Genomic DNA, 19,024 nt, shown 5'->3' with positions numbered 1-19,024 from the left:
ACCGACTGAAGAACAAGGATTGATTGATGGCTCTCAATGATCATGCGCTCTGCACTTTCGCCAGCCTGGCACCCTCGCTGCTGCTCGAAACATTATGGGTGCAGCAGTGGCAGGGCGAGGAAAAGCTCTCTCAGCCCTATCGCTTCGAGGTTCGGCTGGCCACGATCAATCCATTGTTCGACGACGAAGCGCTGCTGGGCAACCGGGCGGTATTGACCCTGAGCGATGCGTTGGGGCAGCCGCATCCCTATCAGGGCGTGGTCACGGAGGTGGATTATCTCGACGCCGACTCCTTGTATTACTACTACCGCGTGGTGCTGGAACCGCGCTTCGTGCAGTTGCGGCATTTCCGCTTTTCCGAAATCTGGCTGGACAAAAGTCTGCCGGAGCTGATTCGCGACGTGCTCAAGTTGGCCGACCTGACTGTCGAAGGGCCGGGTATGAGCGGTTTGCCCGGTTCGGCGTATGACTTCGATATCCGCCTGCCGCTGGCCGATGATCCGCTGACTCAGGCGACGTTTACCTGCCAGTTCGAAGAAACGAGTTTCGCCTTTATTTCACGTCTTCTTGAATATTTCGGCGTGTATTACTTCTTTGAACAGGGGCCTGACGGCGAGGCGCTGGTGTTCTGTGGCGACCGACTGTACCAGCCGCAACTCCCCAGTCTGCTGACCTATCGCCGCCAAGATTCGGAACTGGATGTAGGCCGGGTCCTGGCGGTGGCGCGGACCTTCGAGCGCAAACTCGTGCGGCAAGCGGCGGGGGTCACGCTCCAGGACTTTTCCGCGAGCAATGCGCAGTTGAAGTTAGAGGTCAATGCTTCGGTGGCAGCTGCCAGCCTTGGCGCAGATGCCTCAACCGCACAACGAGAGGCCGTCTCTGGTTCGTCTGTATTTATCGGCGGACAAGGGTTGTATGGCGAGCACTTCGGTTCGCTCGAACAGGGGCAATGGTTGGCCAATCGCCGCGCCCAGGCCATCGGTTGCCGTCAGCGGGAGTTTCACGGCAGCGGTCGAGCCACGGGGTTACGCGCCGGTTATCCGATGCTGTTAGTCGGCCACCCGCGTCCGCTGTTCAATGCCGGTTATCAGGTGATTGAAGTTCACCACGACGGTTATCAGCCGTTGCCGGGCCTGGGGGCGGAGGGGGAAGGGCCGGGGCAGGGGATCAACACGCGGTTTATCGCCTTGCCCGGCGACGTGCAGTTCCGCGCACCCTGTGTGACACCGCGGCCTTATGTGCAGGGCGTGCTCAGTGCGGTGGTGGATGGTGATGAAGATACCGGTCGGCCTCTGCTCAATGAACACGGTTGCTACAGAGTGAGTTTCCCGTTCATTCGCGGTGAGAAGAATGCGACGCGTGGTTCGGCCTGGTTGCGTATGGCCACGCTGTCCAGTGGTTCGAGCCACGGCATGAATTTCCCACTGCTCAAAGGCACGGAAGTGCTGGTTTCGTTCTTGGGCGGCGACCCGGACCGTCCGGTGATCACCGGTAGTGTGCCCAACTCCGAGAATCCCAATGTGGTCACCGGCGAAAACGCGACCCAAAGTGGCTTGAGCACTCCCGGTGGGCATTTGTTTGCGATGGAAGACAGCCCGTCCGGGCCGATGATGAAGATGGGGGCGTCCACCGGTTGTAGTTTTACCTTGGGTGAGGGCGATGTCAGTGGGGCGCATTTGCGCACGGACAAGCATATGCAGCTGGCGTCTAGTTCCTATAAGCATCAGGTGCCAGGTGTTTATTGGCAATCCATAGGGGGAGGGCATGCGCCGGCCCCGGTGGCGGGGACGAGCTCTTCAGAGAGTTTGATGGGTGCCAACTTTAAAGATCGGCCTCCCACTCCCACAAGTAGCAGCAAGCTTGCCTCCGCGCCAAGCACAACAAATAGCGCATCAGAGAAAAGCGGATTTGATAATTTCAAAGACGCAATAACCAACCCAAAGCTGAGCACAAAATTAGACGTTACAACTTCAATGCTTCAATTGAAGGGTGACGTAAATATAGCCAGCGGAAGTCTATCTCTCTACGGGGTTGGCGTGTCAGTGAAACTTGGATTGGTTTCGCTTTCGGCTGACTACAGTTTGTATAAGAAAAGCGTTGGCAACAGTGCCTGGGAGTATCATAAGGCGAGTATTAAAAATTCAGAATATCTGAAAGGAATGCATATAGTTCGAGCATCCAACTCAAAGATGGAGTTGAAGAATACAGATATTTACTGCCATGAAAATGTAACTTCATATGAGATCAAGCTGGGTGGGAATAGCATACTTATCAATGCGGCAGGGATTATCATAAAGTCGGACGAGATTATACATCTTGAAGGCCAGGTGCATGTTACTGGTGATGTTCTTGTGGATGGGGATTTAGAAGTTTGCGGTAACGCCTTTTTTAGTAAGTTTATGAGAGTTAGCGGCACTATAGTGGGAGCAACGATCACTTCGGATCAAGTACAGGAGTTTCCGTGTTTTGAACTAGCCCCCAGCCCCAGCTTGTTAAGTCTGAAGCTAGCATCACGCCCAAGTCTTGCTGCAGTGAAAGTGGCCGCGGGCGGAGCCAATGCGGTTGTAAACGGTGCCGTTGACCTGCTTGATGGCGCCGCCGATGCGGTCGCGGCAGCGGGCGATGCTGCTGCACCGCCCGCTGCCGCGCCGTGATACGGAAAAAAAGAGGCGTAAGTTTCCTATTCGGAGAGTCCGATGCAGCTCAAATGTGAACAGGCCAGCCTTCTATTGCTCGCCAATGCCAAACTTCTGGACCTTCATTGCGTGGTCGTCACCCTGGGTCTGCTGGTGGACGCTGAAGATCAGGTAATGGCCGCTGGGGAAACTTGGGCCTGGTTAACCGAGCGACTTGGCAAGCAGATGCTTGATCGGGGTTTAAAGAAAAGTCGAGGCACATTTGCCGTACAGGGTAAGGCTTATCCGTTGACCGATGTGCAACGGGGTGGCATGGCGGTGCGGGTGCGTCTGGGGGATATGGAAAAAACATTGCATGTACTCGCGCCGCGGCAATGGCGCAAAGGGCCTCTGGGTTGGACGCCCGTTGTGAGCGGTCAACTGGATAACCTGCCGTTGGACTTTGAAAGCGCTTATGGCGGTAATAAGTGGCCAGATAATCCGACAGGCAAAGGCCATTATCCGGAGGTGGACGCCGCGCAAGGAATGCCGTTGGCACAACTGGAAGTGGCGAATGCCACAGTTGTTGACCCCAATGATCGGCCAGCCCTGGCGAGTTTTTTGCCATTGCCAGTACAAAGCGCTGAGCGCCGCCAGTATATGGGCACCCTTGACGAGCATTGGACTGCTTATCGCGCCCCATTCTTACCGACGGATACTGATGCGCGCTGGTTCGATGAAGTGGCGCAGGACCAATGCAACGCCGGTTTTTGGCGTGGCGACGAAGCCTGGTCGATCTCAGGCATGCACCCTACCGAGGCCCGGGTCGCCGGGCGATTGCCGGGCCTGCGGCCACGGCTGTTTATTGAGCGTGCGGATAAGCGTGTACCCGTTACCGAAATGTCGATGGACCTGGATACGGTATGGCTGTTCCCTGATGCGCAAAGTGCTCTTCTGCTGTACCGCGTCGAAGTACCGGTACTCGATATAGATGCGCAAGATATCGTCAAATTGGCTATGGCCCTCGAGCGAGCGGGTGATCCAGTGCTGGACGCGCAAGTCTGGATTGAGCGGCTTTGGCCACGCCCTCCCGTCGAGTCGGTCAAGGTTGCGCCTGTCGAACCAACCCCGTTCGACTCCGGGCCGATAATCGCCAGTTTGCAGGCCGCTGCGGATGCGCAATATGCAGCGTTAAGCGCAACTCATGAGCAGTGCATGCAATACGCTCAGATGATGGCGACTCGCATGAACCTGCCTTTCAACCCCACCGATTACCCACCATCAGCGACAACGGACTTTACGGTTCTGATGCGCGAACCGATGCGCCCCCTCAAGCCCTTTGACCCCGAGGCATTGGCGCTGGAAATTGATTCGGAAATCGCCAAGGCTAAGGCCCAAGGCATGGAGTATGCCCAGCAGATGATGACCCGGCTGGGCATAGATGCAGAGCAAGCGTTGGCGCGTGCTAAACAGCCAGCACCGAAGGTCGATATCATGGACATGCTTGAGCGCCTGGAGCTGCCTCCAGACCAGCAGGCGCAAGCCAAGGAAAAACTGACTGCCGCCATAGCAGAGTCTCAAGCCGTGGAAGCTGAGATAGACCGTGTTTTAAGCGTCATGAACAAAGCGCTGGCGGCTGATCGAATCCAATTCGCCCCCATTCTCCCGCTTCCTGAATACTGCAGTCTGACCCGTGAGCGGCTGCTGGCATTGCACGCGGCAGGTAAGACGCTGCAAGACCTCAGTTTGGAGAGCCTTGATCTTTGCGAAATCGATCTGAGCAGCGCTGACCTGAGAAATACCACTTTTATGAGTTGCAAGCTCAATGGCACTCGACTGCAGAACGCCGATCTGAGCCACTGTCAGTTCATCGACTGCGACTTGGGTGCTTCGGATCTGAGCAAGGCGCGCTTGCAGGACGCAATGTTTCATAGGGTTCTATGCCAAGGCGCTTCGTTCTGCGGCACCAGCTTGATCGATATCCGCGCTCAGAACTGTGATTTCTCCGCTGCTGATTTCACCGAAGCCAACCTGCAACAAGCCCAACTCAACGAATGCAGCCTCGACAAGGCTCAACTGAGCAACGCCAATCTAAGCAAACTACGCCTCAATAAATGCGACCTGAGCGGCGCACGACTCACCGACAGCAACCTGCACAAAGCCAAGCTCTACGACTGCACACTGGACGCGACGGACATGCGCCGCGCCAATCTCAGCAAAGCCGATTTCGCCAAGGTGGTGGGCCGTGATCTGGACTTGCGCGAGTGCAACCTGCAGAACCTGCGCCTGGCCGCTCACTGCGTTTTGCCGGGTGTGCGCCTGGACGATGCCGACCTGACCGCTGCCAGTTTTCAAGACGCCGATCTGAATCACGCCAGCCTGCGCGGCGCACGGCTTAACGACGCGCTGTTGAGCGGTTGCGACCTGAGTGATTCCGACGGTGTCGGGCTGGTCGCGCAAGGTGTCTACCTGTCGGGATGTGACTTGAGTCGCGCTGATTGGTCTGGCGCCAACCTGCTTAACGGCCGCTTGCGCAAGGTATGCCTGGAGCAGGCCAACCTCAGTTGCAGCAACTTGCATGGCTTGGCCAGTGACGCTGTGCACGGCAGCGGTGTGCGCCTGGAGCAGGCATTGATGACGCGCTGCCGACTCAAGGAGAGCCTGACTCATGCTTGAGGTATTAAGTGCCGAGCGTCTAGGGGCATTGCTGGCGGATTGGCAGCCCTTGCGCGCGTTGAATCTGGCCGGGGGCGACTATCGCGGTGTCGATTTGAGCAACGCGCGGCTGGAACAAGTGGATGCGCGTGGCGCGCAATTCAATGGCGCCATGCTGACCCAAAGCTACTGGAAAGACTGCCGCCTGGACGGCGCCAATTTTTCCGAGAGCACCGCGGACTCGTTGTACATGAACGGGTGTTCATTGCAGGGCGCATTGTTCACGAATGTGCGTTGGAACAAGACCAGCTGGGCGCAATGCCACGGCGAGGATCTGGATCTGTCGGGCGCGCAGCTACAGGCGTTTACTCTCGCGGAGTGCCGGGTACCGCGTATCAGGCTGGCAGCCGCCCAGTTGAGCAAATCCCAATGGAACCGCTGCGATCTGACGGGCCTTGATGCCCAGTCGGCGCATTTTGCGAAGGCACGGTTGATCGATTGCCAACTCGATCAGGCGCGCTTCGGTCTGGCGTCGTTGCAGCAGTGTGCCTTCGATGAGTCGTCGTTGAGTGGCGCCGATTTTCATGCCGTGCAGGCCGAGGGCGCGTCGTTCTACCGCAGCAAGGGAACCGCGCCGACGTTTGTTGGCGCCCATCTCAAGGGCGCTCTGTTCAATGCCAGCCATTTTGACTCGGTCGATTTCAGTGATGCCGTTCTGGAGATGGCCATCCTGATCGACGCCCAGATGCCAGGCGCGCGCTTTGACCGCGCCCTGTTGCGTTATGCCGACTGCACCGCGTTGCTTGCGCCACGCGCCTCGTTCGTCGCCGCCGACGTGACCGGCATGAATGCCCATGCCGCTGATTTCACCCAGGCCGACTGGCAGCAGAGCAACCCCCAGGCCATCCAGCCCGTAGATACCGAACGCCTCGCCGCCGAGCAATGGCAGCCTGCCTCTTTAGGAAAATCGAGATGAATGAAGCCCCGCAGTATTGCGATGCCGCTGCTCAATTGCGTCATGCGCAGGTCAACGCACTGGATGGCGAGCGTTTCGGCGTGGTCAGCAGCGATGGCCGCCGCTATTGGCTAAAACCCGCATTCGGTTGCCTGGTGCGTCCGGCAGTGGGGGACAAGGTGTTGGTCAGCCTGGACGCGCAAGGCGGTTACATCCTTAGCGTGCTGGAACGCGCCATCGCTCAACCGGCGCGTATGCATCTGGAGGGTGACCTGCATTTGAGCCTGCCCGCCGGCGCGTTGAGCATTCAGGCCCGCGACGGCGTGAGCCTTGACGCCGGTATCGCATTACGGGTGTGCGCCGAGCAGGGCAGTGTGCAGATGCAGCGTGCCCATCTGACTGTCGGCACCCTGGCCATGAGTGGCGAGCATCTTCAGAACCACTGGGTCGAGCGCCACGACAGCAGCGTGTATCACCGCGAAAAGGCCGTGCGCCACGAGGCGGATTTTGCTGACAGCCGCCGTCGCGTCGAAGGCCATGAAGAACTTTATTCCGGCTCCTTGCGCCAGCGTGTGCGCGATGACTGGAGCGTGCAGGCCGACACGCTGGACCTGAATGCACAACGTAGCGTTGCCATTGATGGCGACAGCATCAAGCTGGGGTGAGATCGATTATGTATATGCTCAATAACGGCGGTGCGATGGCGCTGTCCACGGTGCCCGATATCTGCAAGACGCCCGTTCCGCCCGCCGGGCCAGTGCCATTGCCTTATCCCAACGCTGCCGATACCAGTGCCGCGGACCCGGGTGGGTTGGTGATGGACGTGCTGGTGGACGGCATGCCAGCGATGAATATGTCGAGCAAGGTGTTGATGACCAGTGGCGATGAAGCGGGCGTGGCCGGTGGCGTCACCAGCGGCAAGGTCAAGGGTGAAATGATCTTCATCGATGGCAGCGCCAAAGTGATGGTCGCCGGTAAGCCCGCCGTGCGTGTCACCTGCCAGACCATGCACAACGCCAATAACACCATGGGGACGGTTTCGCAGCCGAGCCAGACTGCTGTGCTGGTGATGGCGTGAGCAGCGCGGGGCGTGCGCCCTCCATCAAGTTTTCCATGGGCGGACTGGCCCTGTGCATCCTGCTCGCCGCCTGCAGCAGCCAGGACCTCACCCCCGAGCAAAAGGCCCTCACTGCGCTCAAATGGGACTACACCGAAAACGCCATCGAGCTGAGCTTCACCGCCGATAACGACCTCAATCAGTACGACGGCCAGGCGCATAACCTGTTGGTGGTGGTCACGCAGTTCGATCAGATCAGTGCGTTTTCCGCCTACACCGGCAGCTCCCAGCAACTGAGCAGCCTGCTGCTGATGAACAGCGCGCCGCCCGGGATGATCGGGCTGACGCGGCTGTTTATCGAGCCGGGCCAGACCCGCCAGTTGAGCCTGCCGCGACTGGAGGGCGCGAAGATGGTCGGTATCGCCGCCGGTTACGCGCACCTGGACCCGACGCGCAGCGTCAAGCTCTATCAGATCGGCGTCGACGTGACGTCGACAGGGTTTTTCAGCAAGACCTGGACCGCCACCCCGCGCCCCATCGCCATTGACCTGCTCGTCGGGCCCGATGCGCTGTTGCGTGGCAAGGAGAGTCGCCTGGCGTTGCCCAAGCCGGTGCAGCCCCGAGAGGGTGAGGTGCGCCTGCCCGGCGCACAGGACTGAGCTGCTTGCCGTGAGCGTTGCAGTGGCCACGCTTTTTCAATTTTTTGCCTGAAACCGAGCCCTATGAATATCGATCAGTTGTTGTATTGGCACCAGGGCTTGTTCCTCCAGCCTCAGCATTTTCAACAGAACGATGCGCGTATCGAGCATCGTCTGACCCGGACCACGGAGTTGAACCATCCGTACCCGTGGGGTTTGATCTCGCTGAAGATCAACGAGCCCGCGCTGGTTGCCAAACAGTGCCTGCTGGAGCAATTGTCGGTGCGCTTTGCCGAAGGCACGCTGGCCGAATATCCGGGCAATGCGATGCTGGAGTCGCGCACCCTTGACCTCGGCGAATTCAGTGGCGGCCGCACGCTGTTTGTGGGGCTACGCCGCTTGCTGCCAGGCGACGCCAACGCGCAAGTGTTCGAGACACTGTCGGCGGGGTCCCGGGCGGAAGCGCGCTTTATCGTGGCGGCCGACCCGGAAGTGATCGGTGACCGTCTCGGCGACTCCCCGGAAGCGCGGGTGCGCCCCATGTCCTATGTGTTGCGGCTGTTCTGGGACGATGAGCTGGAGCATCTGAGCGCCTACGAGCTGCTGCCGATTGCACGGCTTGAGCTGGACGGTGATCGCCTCCGGCCGGCCCAACGCTACGTGCCGCCGTCGGTCAATCTGGCGGCATCGCCGATGCTCCTGCAAACCTTGCGCGAAGTCCGCGACGAACTGGTCGGCCGGGCGCGGCAGTTGTCGGTGTACAAGCAGCCGGGGGAGTCGCGGCGGGGCGATCTCGACGCGGCCCAGGTCAACCACCTGATGGCCCTGGCGGTACTGAATCGCTATGGCCCGTTGCTGACGCATTTGCTGGAAACCCCGCAGGTGTCGCCATGGCAGCTTTACGGCACCCTGCGCCAACTTGTTGGTGAGTTGAGTCTGTTTTCCGATGTCTGCGACATGCTCGGCGAAACCCCGGATGGCCGTCTGTTGGTGCCGGCCTACAAGCATGAGGACGCGGGCGCGGCGACGATCGCACTGGTGGCCCTGATCGGCCAGCAGCTCAATGAGATCAGCATCGGCTCAGAGTTGCTGGTCCACCTGCAACTGCAGGAAGGGTTTTATCAGGCCCCGTTGCCGGACGCGTTTTTCGGCGCGCGGCATCGTTACTATCTGGTGGCGCGCAGTCTGGTCGATCCGGTGTGGCTGGCCGAGTGCCTGCCGTTGGATGGCAAGCTGGGAGCTCTCAGCGTCATGCAAGGCCTGGTCAACCGTGCGTTGCCCGGGGTTGAGTTGATCTATCTGCAGGTTCCGCCCCAAGGCTTGCCGCGGGTGGCCGGCGCGTTGTACTTCCGCCTGGAAACGCTGAGCGAGGGTTGGGAAACGCTGCAGCAGGAGCGTCAGGCGGCGTTCTTCCTGCCCCAGCCGCCGGCTGACCTGAGTATCGACCTGGTGGTGGTTCGCACATGATCAATCCCCGCCTGGCTGACTGCTGGATGTCGAGTTTCGAGGCTGCCAAGCGCGGCTTCGTTGATCCGGCACAGTCCTATGAGACGCTTGCGCCGGCGCTCATCGTGCTGCTCGATGGCGCCGCCAATCGGGCCCGCGAGCTGCACTTTGCCGAAGCCGAAGTGCGCGAGGCGCTGTTCGCGGTGGTCGCCTGGATCGACGAAGCGGCCATGTCCGGCGAATGGCCCGGGGCGGCCGAATGGCGGCGGGCGCCGTTGCAGCGCCACTATTTTTCCACCAGTCGTGCCGGTGTCGAGTTCTTCCAACGCCTGGAGGCTTTGCCCGAGGCGGCGGTCGGTGCCCGCGAGGTCTTCGGCCTGGCCTTGCTCGGCGGTTTCCAGGGGCGTTACGCGACCCGCCCGGGTGGTGAACTGATGCAATACCGTCGGCTTTGCCTTGAGCGGATCATTCTCGATCGGCAGATGGTGCCGCTGGACGCCAACAGCCATCTCTTCGAACAACCCGAGGACCACCTGCCTACGCGCCTGCGTGTGGTGCGCCGGGGCTTGCCCGGTCTTTCGCTGCTGTTGCTGATCGGGGTGCCGTTGATTCTGTTGACCGTGCTTTACATCAGTTTCGATCTCTCGCTGGGTCGACAAGTCAGCCAATTGCTGGAGATGCGCTGATGTTGAAGAAAGCAGGGGTGTTGTTGCTCTGGGTGCTGCTGCTGGCGTGCATCGTGCTATTGCTCTGGGGCCTGGCGCTCTACAAAAGCTGGCCATTGTGGTACGTGCCGCTGATTTGCATCGTGACGCTGTTGGTGGTTTTTTGCCTGCGTGGGGTCGGGCGACGCTGGTATGCCTGGCGCTTGCGTCGCCGGATGAACAGCGAGTTGCCCCAGAGTCGTCGCGATGAAGCGCCGGCGCTTGATCAGGACTGGAACAGCGGCGTGCAGATGTTGCGCCAGTCGCGCCTGAGTCGATTGGGTTCACCGTTGTATGTGCTGCCCTGGTTCCTGACGCTGGGCGAGAGTGGCAGCGGCACCCGGCGGTTGCTGGGCAACAGCGGGCTGACCTCGGCCTTGCGTTCGACCCGCGGTGGAAAGCCGGCGGCCTCGACCGGGACGCTGGACTGGTGGTTCCTTGAGCGTGGCGTGATCATTGACCCCGCCGGCCGCATGGCGGAGGGCAACAGCGACGCCGGCCCGGAATGGCGACGGTTGCTGTACTGGCTGTTGCGTTCGCGGCGCCGCGAACCCCTCAACGGTGTACTGCTGGTGATCGACTGCCAGCGCTTGTTGAGCGACTCCGATGCGCGCCTGGCCGAGCAGGGACACAATCTGCGCCGCCGCCTGGATGATCTGGTGAAGGTCTTTGGTGCCCGTCTGCCGGTGTATTTCATCATTACCGGTGCCGAAGCCTTGCCGGGTTTCACCCAGTGGGCTTGCGCTCTCACGCCGCCACAACGCGAGCAACCGTTTGGCCTGCTCAGCCAACAGCGCACGGGGGCGGCGCAGGTGTTTCTCGAAGAGATGTTCAGCGGGCTTGGCCAGCGTCTGTTCGACCTGCGCATCGAGTTGGGCGTGCGTGGCCTGCCGGATGAAGAGGCTTTCAGCCTGCCGGAGCGCATCGTTGAACTGCGCTCGCGTCTCCAGCATCTGCTGTTACCCGCGTTTGACGCCAACCCCTACAGCGAGTTGCCGCTGCTCTGCGGGCTGTTCCTGACCGCGCAAGGGCAAGAGGCAGACGGCACAAGCGAAGGCTGGTTCAGTCATGAGTTGCTGGGCAGGCTTTTGCCTGCGCAACGCCACGCCTATCAGCCCATCGATAGCTGGCATCGCTGGCGCAGGCTGTTGGCCCACGCTGCAGTCATCGGCTGGCTGGGGCTGTGTATCGGCTTTGGCGCATTGCTGGTGTATGCCGACCACCACACTCAAGCCGTGCTCACCGACGCGCTGGACGAGCCGCCAGCGGCCGAGGACTTCAACGGTGGGCTGGAGAGCGACCTGGATGCGCTGCGTCGGTTTCGCCAAGCGTTGATCAGCTTATCTGACCAGCAGCAGGGCGGATGGCATGGTTTGCTGCCGTTCTCACGCCATATCGAACAGGTCCAGGAGCACTACCGCTCTGACTACGTGAGGTTGTTCGACAGCGAAATACGCACGCCGGTATTCGATGGTTTCATTTCGCAGAACCTGCGCGGCGCGTTGAACAGCGGCGATCCACGGCTGATTGCCGCTTATGCCGAATTCCTCGTGCGCCGGATCAACCTGCTCGATGCCCGCCTGAATAACCAGTCGATGGATAACTTGCCGCTGCCGGGTTCCGAGGTGGGTTTCCTGAACTTGACCTACGGTTCCAAGGAAGCGACCAGCGCCGGGCAACTGGTCACCCTGGGGAGCAGCTATCGCTCCTATCTGGAGTGGCAAACCGATATGGCGCAGATGCAGGGCCAACGCGCCGCCTTGCTGGGCCAGCTGGAGAGCATGGGGCTTGAAGGACGCCCCCTGACGTGGCTGAAAGCCTGGGCGGAACTGCAGGGCAATCTGCAACCGATCCGGCTGACGGAGTACTGGAGCGATAGCGATAACCCGGGGTTGAGTCTTTCCGGTGCCTATACGTTGCAAGGGCACAGCGCGATTTTTGCGTTCATGGATGAACTCGGCCTCGCCAGCCGTGACAGCGCGTTGTGGAAGACACAGCGGGTGAAATTCCTCGATCAGTACCAAAGCGATACCCAGGACGCCTGGTATCGGTTTATCCAGGGCAGCCTGCTCAGTGCACAGACACGCTTGAAGACGCGTAGTGACTGGCAATTGGCCCTGAGTGTGGTCGGTACTCCCAATGATCCGTTCCTGAAGCTGTTGCATCGCAGTGCCGAACGGTTTGCCTTGATCCCGCCCGAGCAGCGGGCACCTTGGGCGAGCCGCGCGGTGTCGCTCGATCGTTTGCTTGAACTGGCCAGTAACAACGATCTGCATGCCGAAGCGGGGGCGCTGGGCAGTCTGAAAATCACCAATGCCCTGGGCGGCGATATGCTCAAGGGCGTGGCCAGTGGCGGTTCGATCGAGAGTGGCGTCAACGGCTTGCGCGACGAGTTGACCCAAGCCCGTGCCTTGGCCAGGTTCCAACAGTTGATGAAAGGTGTGGTGGCCGATCTGCAGAAAAGCGACGCACAAGCGTTCCAGGTGGCCGTGGAGACGTGGGGCTTCGGCGCCGATCCTTCGGTGAAGTCCGCACCGCTCTGGGAAGCCGACAGCGTGCGCAGCGCCTTGATCCAGGCGCTGAAGGGGCCGGACCCGCGTGAAGATGCGGTCTGGGCGTTGGCCACCGGCCAGTTGGATTTCTCCTCGCATTACGCCGCCGAAGTGGCGGCCTGCCGCCTGCAAGGCGACTGGAGCGGGCAGTTGCTCAGCTCGATTCAGGGCGTGCAGGACCCGGTCATGCTCAACGAGTTGCTGTACGGCGAGCGCGGTCAACTGCCGGCCTTTATGAGCGGAGCGGTAAAAACCTTCGTGCAACGCGATGTGCTGCGCTACAGCGGACGGGAGGCGCTGGGTGTGCAAATTCCGCTGACCGGTGCGTTCTACGCCTATGTCAGCCGCATGCAGCATGCGCGCAACGATCTGCTCGGTGCCGAGCGACAGAGTCAGGCCCAGCAGGCCACGGAGCAGCAAAGCCGGCAGGCACTGGAAGCCGAGCAAAAAGGCCTTGCGGCGCAACGGGCGGAGCTCAAGCAGAGCATCGCCATACTGCAGGCCACCGCGGCGGTGGTGGAATTGTCCGCCGCGCCGTCGCAGGTCAACCTCGGTGCCCGTTCGCTGCCCCAGCAGACGCGCCTGACGCTGCAATGCAGTGGCCGTTCGACGGTACTGGACAACTTCAACTTCCCCACCAGCGCCAGCTTCGTCTGGGCGCCGGGGGCCTGTGCCGATGTCGCCCTGGAGATCAGCTTCGCCAACTTCAAGCTGACCCGGCACTGGACCGGAGACCGCGCGTTCGTGGACTTCCTGCGGCTGTTCAACGGTGGGCAACACACCTTCAGCGCCGACGATTTCCCCGGCCAGCGCAATTTGATGGGCAGTGAGAATCTCATCGGCATCCAACTGACGTACCGCCAGGAAGGCGAACAGGTGTTGCTGGACAAGTACGACCAGGCCGACCAAATGCAGCGCGAGGCCAATCTCATCGATGCACGCTTGAGTGCCACCGCCGAACAGTTGGCGGCGATGGATACCCAGGCCGCCGCGACGAATGTGCGACTGGCTGCCCTCGGTTCACCGGTCGAACAGGGGGTCGCGAGTATTCAACCGCCGACCCAGATTGCCTGGTGCTGGACGCCCCGGCCCGTGGTAACGGGGCTGTCGGCAGGTGAAGGGCTGCGCTTGGATCTTGGCACCTATGGCAACGAGACGCGCTTGAAGAACCTTGAGGAACAGCTGCGTATCCTCGGCTTGACCAGCCGGCGCGAAGCCACGCAGGCGATAACGGGTGACAAGGTGACGCGGTTGCTGGTGGTGGCGCTGCGTGACGACGCGGCTGCGCAACGGGCGATCCGCGATATTGTGCGCAAAATGGGCGTGGCCGCCACGCTCGACAGTGCGGCCGCCAGTAAGGTCGACCTGTGATGAAGGGGTGGCGCGCGTCACTGGCGCTGCGCATTACCTGTGTGTTGGCGCTGGTGCTGGCGTTGAGTTGGTGCGTGGCCGCTGGGCTTAGCGCCTGGCGCACGTATGAACAGCTGCAAGGCAAGGCGCTGGACGATCTCAGCCAGCGCCTGGCGCTGCTCTCCAGTGTCGACAATGACGATTTTCGCGATGCGGAGGAGGGCGCCAGACGACTCATGTCACGCTGGAACGGCGGCGCGGTAAACGAGTTCGGCAGCAATATTTTCCAGCGCAGCACCCTGCATTGGGTGCTCAACCCGCCCGGGCAGGGCGCCACGGACACTGCCGCCGCCACTGAGCGGTTGGCCCGCGCCGCTTCCGCAGCCGAAGCATTCGGCACGGCCGGCCAGGCGATGACCGTCGATACGTTTTTCTATTTTCCCGACGCGGGGGCGGCTTTTTCCACGCAAGTCGATATTCCTTCGGGCTTCGCCCAGGCCCGGGCGACCCATTTGCGGGCGCTGTTCGAGGGGCTGCCGGCAGATGGGCCCGAGGTTGTGTGGGACGGCCCCTATTACGAGCCGTTGCTGGGCCGCCAGTTGATCAGCGTTGCGATGGTCGCCCGGGATGCATCGGGCAAGCCATTGTTCATGACCGGCTATGAACTGAAGCTGGATGAGCGATTGGCCCGTATCGGGCAGTTGCTCAATGGCTATCCCAGCCTGTTGCTGGATGCACAGGGTCAGCGCATTGCCGACCTTTCCGGCAATACGCTGGAGGCGGTTTCCCACGACAGGCTCAAGCAACTGATCGCGGATTTGCCTGCCGCAGTCGGCTTCCCGCAGATCGGCCGCTTCGACGCCGACACGCCGATGATCGTCGCTCACCTGCCACAACCGGATTGGTATCTGTTGACGCTGTATCCGCAAGCGCAACTGCGCGCCGGCGCGTTGGGCCTGATTCTTGCCGAGGTACCTTTTGCGATTGTCGGCTTTATCCTGCTGGCCCTTGGTTTGCTCTGGGTGTTGCATCGCGAGTTGGCGCAGCCGCTGGCCCGGTTTGCGCGGGAAATCGAAGAGACCGCTCGCGGCGACGACCTGTCGCGTCGTTTACCAGAGGCACGCACCGATGAGCTGGGACGCTTCGCCAGGGCGTACAACCGCTTGCTCGATGCATTGCAGGCCGAGCAGGCCGGGCTGGAGCACCTGGTGGAGGTCCGCACCCAGGAACTGCAAGGCGCCCGGGATATGGCCAACCAGGCCAACCAACTCAAGGGGCAGTTCCTGGCCAATATGAGTCACGAGATCCGTACCCCGATGAACGCGGTCATCGGCATGAATCACTTGCTGGCGGATACGTTGCTCACGGCGCAACAACAACATTTTGTCACGGCCATCCGTGAGCACTCCGAAGCCTTGCTGGCGCTGATCAGCGACATCCTGGACTTTTCCAAAATCGAATCGGGCAACTTGAATATCGAGCAGGTCGAGTTCGATCTGACCGAAGTGCTGGAAGATGTCACCGAACTGTTGGCGCCGCGCGCAGCGGAAAAGGGCCTGCGCATGATCTGCCATATCGCCACCGATGTACCGGGGCAGGTGATCGGCGATCCGTGGCGACTGCGGCAGATTCTGCTCAATCTGCTGAGTAACGCGGTCAAGTTCACGGCCAGCGGCTCGATTCGCCTGCTGGTCTGGCGGGGGGATGGCGACCTGCTCGGATTTCAGGTGATCGATACCGGCATCGGTATCGCGCCATCCGCACAGCGCTCGGTGTTTGAGGCGTTTTTGCAGGCCGATGCCTCCACCACCCGAAACTACGGCGGTACCGGGTTGGGCTTGTCCATCAGCCAGCGTCTGGCCGGCTTGATGGGCGGCGGTATCGCGTTGCACAGCCAACCGGAAGTGGGTTCGACCTTTGCACTGACCTTGCCCTTGCCGCAGTGCCCGGCGCGCGCGGCCGACGCCCCGAGGTTGTGGGGGCTGCGGACCCTGGTGGTGGATGAGCACGCCGATGAACGCGGGGCATTGATGGAGATGCTCGGCCAGTGGCAGATGCTGTGCCAGGAAGCAGCGTCTGCCGAAGAAGCACTGAGCCTGATGCACGAGCAGGCGCAATTGGGTGTCCGGTTCGACTTGGTATTGGTCAATTGGCGCCTGCCCAGGGTCGATGGTGTCGAGTTCGCCGACCTGTGCCGTGCAGCCCCGGCGTTGGCAACCGCGCGTATTGTGCTGATGGCCTCGCAGGTCGAATCAGTGCCGTCCGCCGATGAACTGCGTGCCCATGGCCTGGCTGCGTGCGTTGTCAGGCCGCTGCGTCGCCAGCATTTCTATCGCACCTTGTGCGAGGTGCAGAGCGGCGCAACGCCGACGCTCTGCGAAACAGCCTCGCCGCTGCGCAGCCTGGAGCGGCATGACGTCAGCCTGGATGTCCTGGTGGTCGATGACATCGCCACCAATCGCGAGATTACGCAGTTGTTCCTGGAGCGTTTCGGCCATCGCGTCGCTCATGCCCGCGACGGTGTCGAGGCCCTGGAATTACTCGGGCGGAAGATCTTCGATGCGGTCTTGATGGACGGGCAAATGCCGCGAATGGATGGCATGGAGGCGGTTCGTCAATTGCGTTCGGGGCAGCGCCCAGTGCTGGATGAGGATGTTTACGTCATCGCCTTGACCGCCAATGCCATGAGCGGTGACCGGGAACGTTTCATCGAAGCCGGCGCCAATGACTATCTCGCCAAGCCCGTGCTACCGACGCAGCTGTTCGATGCGATCACGCAGGTGATTGCGCGCCAGCAGGCACGCGGGATGGAGTTGCGCAGCGTAGAGCCCACTGCACCGAGACTGGCGCGGACCGTGCCGCCGCTGACGCCTCTCCAGGAACAAGATCCACTCCGCGCACCTCGTCTGCAGCGCTTGTTCATGGCGGACTGCCAGGCCTTGCTGGTTCGGCTCAAGGAGGCGGTCGCGCAGGTCGATCATGCCGAAGCTGCGCGTATCGCCCATAGCCTCAAGGGGAGCGCCGGGCAATTCGCTGAAGCAGCGTTGGAGGCGTCGGCTGCGTTGATGGAACGGGCCGCCGCTGACGCGGATACCGCCACGATGGTCGCTGCGCTGTTGCAACTGGAAATGCATGGTCTGACCCTGGCTGCGCGTCAGCCCGGCCTCTCTGAAAAAACTGGAAACCCTGACGATGCCTGAGTGCCGTTTACTGCTGGTGGATGACCACGCGATGATTCGCGAAGGGTTATGTGCGCTGCTGGCCGATGTGCCTGAGCTGAGCGTGGCTGGCGAGGCTGAAGACGGTCAGCAAGCCGTCGCCATGTGCCGCGCCTTGCAACCCGATCTGGTGTTGATGGACCTGAATATGCCGTTGCTCGATGGCGTCTCGGCCCTGACCCTGATCGCCAGGCGCTGGCCGGCCATCCTGATCATCGCCCTGACTTCCACGGTCTCCGAGCATAACGCCGCGCTGGCGCTGGAGGCCGGCGCGGTCGGCTATGTGCTCAAGCGAAGCCGCCGGGAAGATTTGCTCCAGGCGATCGCCCAGGTGCGCGCGGGGAGAATCTATATCGATGCCGGTCTCGATGCCGCTCAAGTCATGGCACTACGCGGCGCTGGGCACACGGCCAGCGGTGTCGGCCTGACCGGGCGAGAACGCCAGGTCTTGAAGCTGGTCGCCGAAGGCGCGCGTAATCGCGACGTTGCCGAGATCTTGTGTATCGGCCTCAAAACCGTAGAGACCCATCGGCTCAACCTGATGAAGAAACTGGACGCACACAACGCTGCCGATATGACCCAGTGGGCTTATCGGCTAGGTCTGCTTGGAGAGGATCAATAACCGGTGTTGTGCTCTTGCTCAGTGGTCGCGGGCCGATGGGGTAGGGTGGGGCAGGCCTGCGAAGGGGCAGGGCGTTGATCACCAGGCCCAGCGTATTGCGCGGAAGACGGGTGATCGCATTATTCGGTTATGCGCTAGTCTCCTGTCTAATCCTGAACGACACTTTGAAGGTTGCGTTGATCAGATGGCGAGTTGCCAATGCAGCTTCAAGACAACCAGTCACTGCGCCAGCGGCACCGAAAGGCGGAATATGAAAATAAACTCGGCGGATTTTAGAGTACGGGAAGGCGACGAGGTCAATCTCCATAAGTGGCCGACCAAGGTGGAACCTTTCTACAAGTCAAAACAGCAATATCGTCAGCTTCTGACAACGCATGTTGCGCAACTCAGCGCGCAGCAGCAGCTGCTTTACGCGTCCAATCGCCATGCCATTCTGCTGATTTTCCAGGCGATGGATGCCGCAGGAAAAGACGGTGCCATCAAGCATGTGATGTCAGGTGTGAATCCGCAAGGTTGCCAGGTATTCAGCTTCAAGCATCCCAGCGCGGCTGAGTTGGAGCACGACTTTCTATGGCGAACCACACGCAACCTACCGGGACGCGGACAGATTGGCATATTCAATCGGTCGTACTACGAGGAGGTACTGATAGCCCGTGTCCATCCGGAAATTCTCCGAAGCGAGGGCCTCCCGGATGCTCTTGAAAACAATAGTACTGTCTGGCGGGAGCGATATCGTTCAATCTCCAATTTGGAGCGCCACCTGTCAGGTAACGGAACGCGCATCATCAAATTTTTTCTCCATCTGTCGAAAGAAGAGCAACGAAAACGCTTCCTGGACCGCATCGACAAGCCGGAAAAAAACTGGAAATTCAGTGCTGCGGATATCGAGGAACGCAAGTATTGGAAAGACTATATGCAGGCCTACGAAAAATGCCTTAGTGCAACGAGCACGACTGAGACGCCTTGGTACGTTGTGCCTGCCGATGACAAGAAAAATGCCCGACTGATCGTATCTCAGATATTTTCAGATGTGCTGGATGGCCTGAAAATGTCATATCCAAAGACCAGTGAGGAGCGTCACCAAGAACTGCTGGATATCCGCAAGCAGCTTCTGGAAGAATGAATGAACGGTGCCGCTTTATCAGCATGCATGAGAGGCTGATGGATGCCGGTTCAAAAAAACATGCTTTGGGACCTGGTTGAAAATCTGGC

The 19,024-nt window shown here is 60.6% G+C and carries 12 protein-coding genes; all 12 read left to right on the top strand.

Going from position 1 to position 19,024, the window contains the following annotated elements; translation table 11 throughout:
* The first annotated feature begins 26 nt into the window (after positions 1-26).
* The 12 genes from ACVWZP_RS05755 to ACVWZP_RS05700 all read left to right on the top strand — a co-directional run bounded on the left by ACVWZP_RS05755 (position 27) and on the right by ACVWZP_RS05700 (position 18,935).
* On the top strand, positions 27-2,654 hold the full coding sequence (locus ACVWZP_RS05755) for a type VI secretion system Vgr family protein (protein ID WP_457369529.1): 2,628 nt from the start codon (positions 27-29) through the stop codon (positions 2,652-2,654).
* A 42-nt stretch (positions 2,655-2,696) separates the two neighbouring features.
* Positions 2,697-5,291 (top strand): DUF2169 family type VI secretion system accessory protein, encoded by a 2,595-nt coding sequence (locus ACVWZP_RS05750; RefSeq protein ID WP_457369528.1) that lies wholly within the window; start codon positions 2,697-2,699, stop codon positions 5,289-5,291.
* Positions 5,284-6,246 carry a pentapeptide repeat-containing protein gene (locus ACVWZP_RS05745; protein WP_288076419.1) on the top strand — a complete coding sequence of 321 codons (963 nt, stop codon included), beginning with the start codon at positions 5,284-5,286 and terminating at the stop codon, positions 6,244-6,246. Before ACVWZP_RS05750 ends, ACVWZP_RS05745 begins: the two co-directional genes overlap by 8 nt.
* The gene (locus tag ACVWZP_RS05740) at positions 6,243-6,890 is read left to right on the top strand and encodes a DUF3540 domain-containing protein (protein WP_448124047.1); all 648 of its coding nucleotides are present in this window, start codon (positions 6,243-6,245) and stop codon (positions 6,888-6,890) included. The genes ACVWZP_RS05745 and ACVWZP_RS05740 overlap by 4 nt, the downstream gene beginning before the upstream one ends.
* An 8-nt stretch (positions 6,891-6,898) precedes the next feature.
* A complete protein-coding gene (locus ACVWZP_RS05735) occupies positions 6,899-7,303 on the top strand; it encodes a DUF4150 domain-containing protein (protein WP_102617110.1) in 405 nt (134 codons plus the stop codon).
* Positions 7,300-7,941, top strand: coding sequence for a type VI secretion system lipoprotein TssJ (gene tssJ / locus ACVWZP_RS05730; RefSeq protein WP_017849109.1), 642 nt, complete (start codon positions 7,300-7,302; stop codon positions 7,939-7,941). Before ACVWZP_RS05735 ends, tssJ begins: the two co-directional genes overlap by 4 nt.
* Before the next feature lie 63 nt (positions 7,942-8,004).
* On the top strand, positions 8,005-9,387 hold the full coding sequence (tssK, locus tag ACVWZP_RS05725; protein WP_017849110.1) for a type VI secretion system baseplate subunit TssK: 1,383 nt from the start codon (positions 8,005-8,007) through the stop codon (positions 9,385-9,387).
* Positions 9,384-10,052 (top strand): DotU family type IV/VI secretion system protein, encoded by a 669-nt coding sequence (locus tag ACVWZP_RS05720; RefSeq protein ID WP_128191425.1) that lies wholly within the window; start codon positions 9,384-9,386, stop codon positions 10,050-10,052. The genes tssK and ACVWZP_RS05720 overlap by 4 nt, the downstream gene beginning before the upstream one ends.
* The gene (locus ACVWZP_RS05715) at positions 10,052-13,993 is read left to right on the top strand and encodes a type VI secretion protein IcmF/TssM N-terminal domain-containing protein (RefSeq protein ID WP_457369527.1); all 3,942 of its coding nucleotides are present in this window, start codon (positions 10,052-10,054) and stop codon (positions 13,991-13,993) included. The genes ACVWZP_RS05720 and ACVWZP_RS05715 overlap by 1 nt, the downstream gene beginning before the upstream one ends.
* Positions 13,993-17,172, top strand: coding sequence for a response regulator (locus tag ACVWZP_RS05710; RefSeq protein WP_457369526.1), 3,180 nt, complete (start codon positions 13,993-13,995; stop codon positions 17,170-17,172). The genes ACVWZP_RS05715 and ACVWZP_RS05710 overlap by 1 nt, the downstream gene beginning before the upstream one ends.
* On the top strand, positions 17,165-17,812 hold the full coding sequence (locus tag ACVWZP_RS05705) for a response regulator (protein WP_057004124.1): 648 nt from the start codon (positions 17,165-17,167) through the stop codon (positions 17,810-17,812). Before ACVWZP_RS05710 ends, ACVWZP_RS05705 begins: the two co-directional genes overlap by 8 nt.
* Positions 17,813-18,062: 250 nt before the next feature.
* Complete coding sequence (locus ACVWZP_RS05700; protein ID WP_057004125.1) at positions 18,063-18,935, top strand: ADP-polyphosphate phosphotransferase; 873 nt, start codon at positions 18,063-18,065, stop codon at positions 18,933-18,935.
* The last annotated feature ends 89 nt before the right edge of the window (positions 18,936-19,024 follow it).

The sequence above is a fragment of the Pseudomonas sp. TE36184 genome, assembly GCF_054060055.1.
This window is presented reverse-complemented; position numbering and strand designations above follow the sequence as displayed.

Bases quoted from the DNA above. Each gene is read 5' to 3' on its own strand.
- ACVWZP_RS05750 (WP_457369528.1), top strand. From the start codon at position 2,697: ATGCAGCTCAAATGTGAACAGGCCAGCCTTCTATTGCTCGCCAATGCC.
- ACVWZP_RS05720 (WP_128191425.1), top strand. From the start codon at position 9,384: ATGATCAATCCCCGCCTGGCTGACTGCTGGATGTCGAGTTTCGAGGCT.
- ACVWZP_RS05755 (WP_457369529.1), top strand. From the start codon at position 27: ATGGCTCTCAATGATCATGCGCTCTGCACTTTCGCCAGCCTGGCACCC.
- ACVWZP_RS05705 (WP_057004124.1), top strand. From the start codon at position 17,165: ATGCCTGAGTGCCGTTTACTGCTGGTGGATGACCACGCGATGATTCGC.
- ACVWZP_RS05740 (WP_448124047.1), top strand. From the start codon at position 6,243: ATGAATGAAGCCCCGCAGTATTGCGATGCCGCTGCTCAATTGCGTCAT.
- ACVWZP_RS05710 (WP_457369526.1), top strand. From the start codon at position 13,993: ATGAAGGGGTGGCGCGCGTCACTGGCGCTGCGCATTACCTGTGTGTTG.
- ACVWZP_RS05735 (WP_102617110.1), top strand. From the start codon at position 6,899: ATGTATATGCTCAATAACGGCGGTGCGATGGCGCTGTCCACGGTGCCC.
- tssK (WP_017849110.1), top strand. From the start codon at position 8,005: ATGAATATCGATCAGTTGTTGTATTGGCACCAGGGCTTGTTCCTCCAG.
- ACVWZP_RS05745 (WP_288076419.1), top strand. From the start codon at position 5,284: ATGCTTGAGGTATTAAGTGCCGAGCGTCTAGGGGCATTGCTGGCGGAT.
- ACVWZP_RS05715 (WP_457369527.1), top strand. From the start codon at position 10,052: ATGTTGAAGAAAGCAGGGGTGTTGTTGCTCTGGGTGCTGCTGCTGGCG.
- ACVWZP_RS05700 (WP_057004125.1), top strand. From the start codon at position 18,063: ATGAAAATAAACTCGGCGGATTTTAGAGTACGGGAAGGCGACGAGGTC.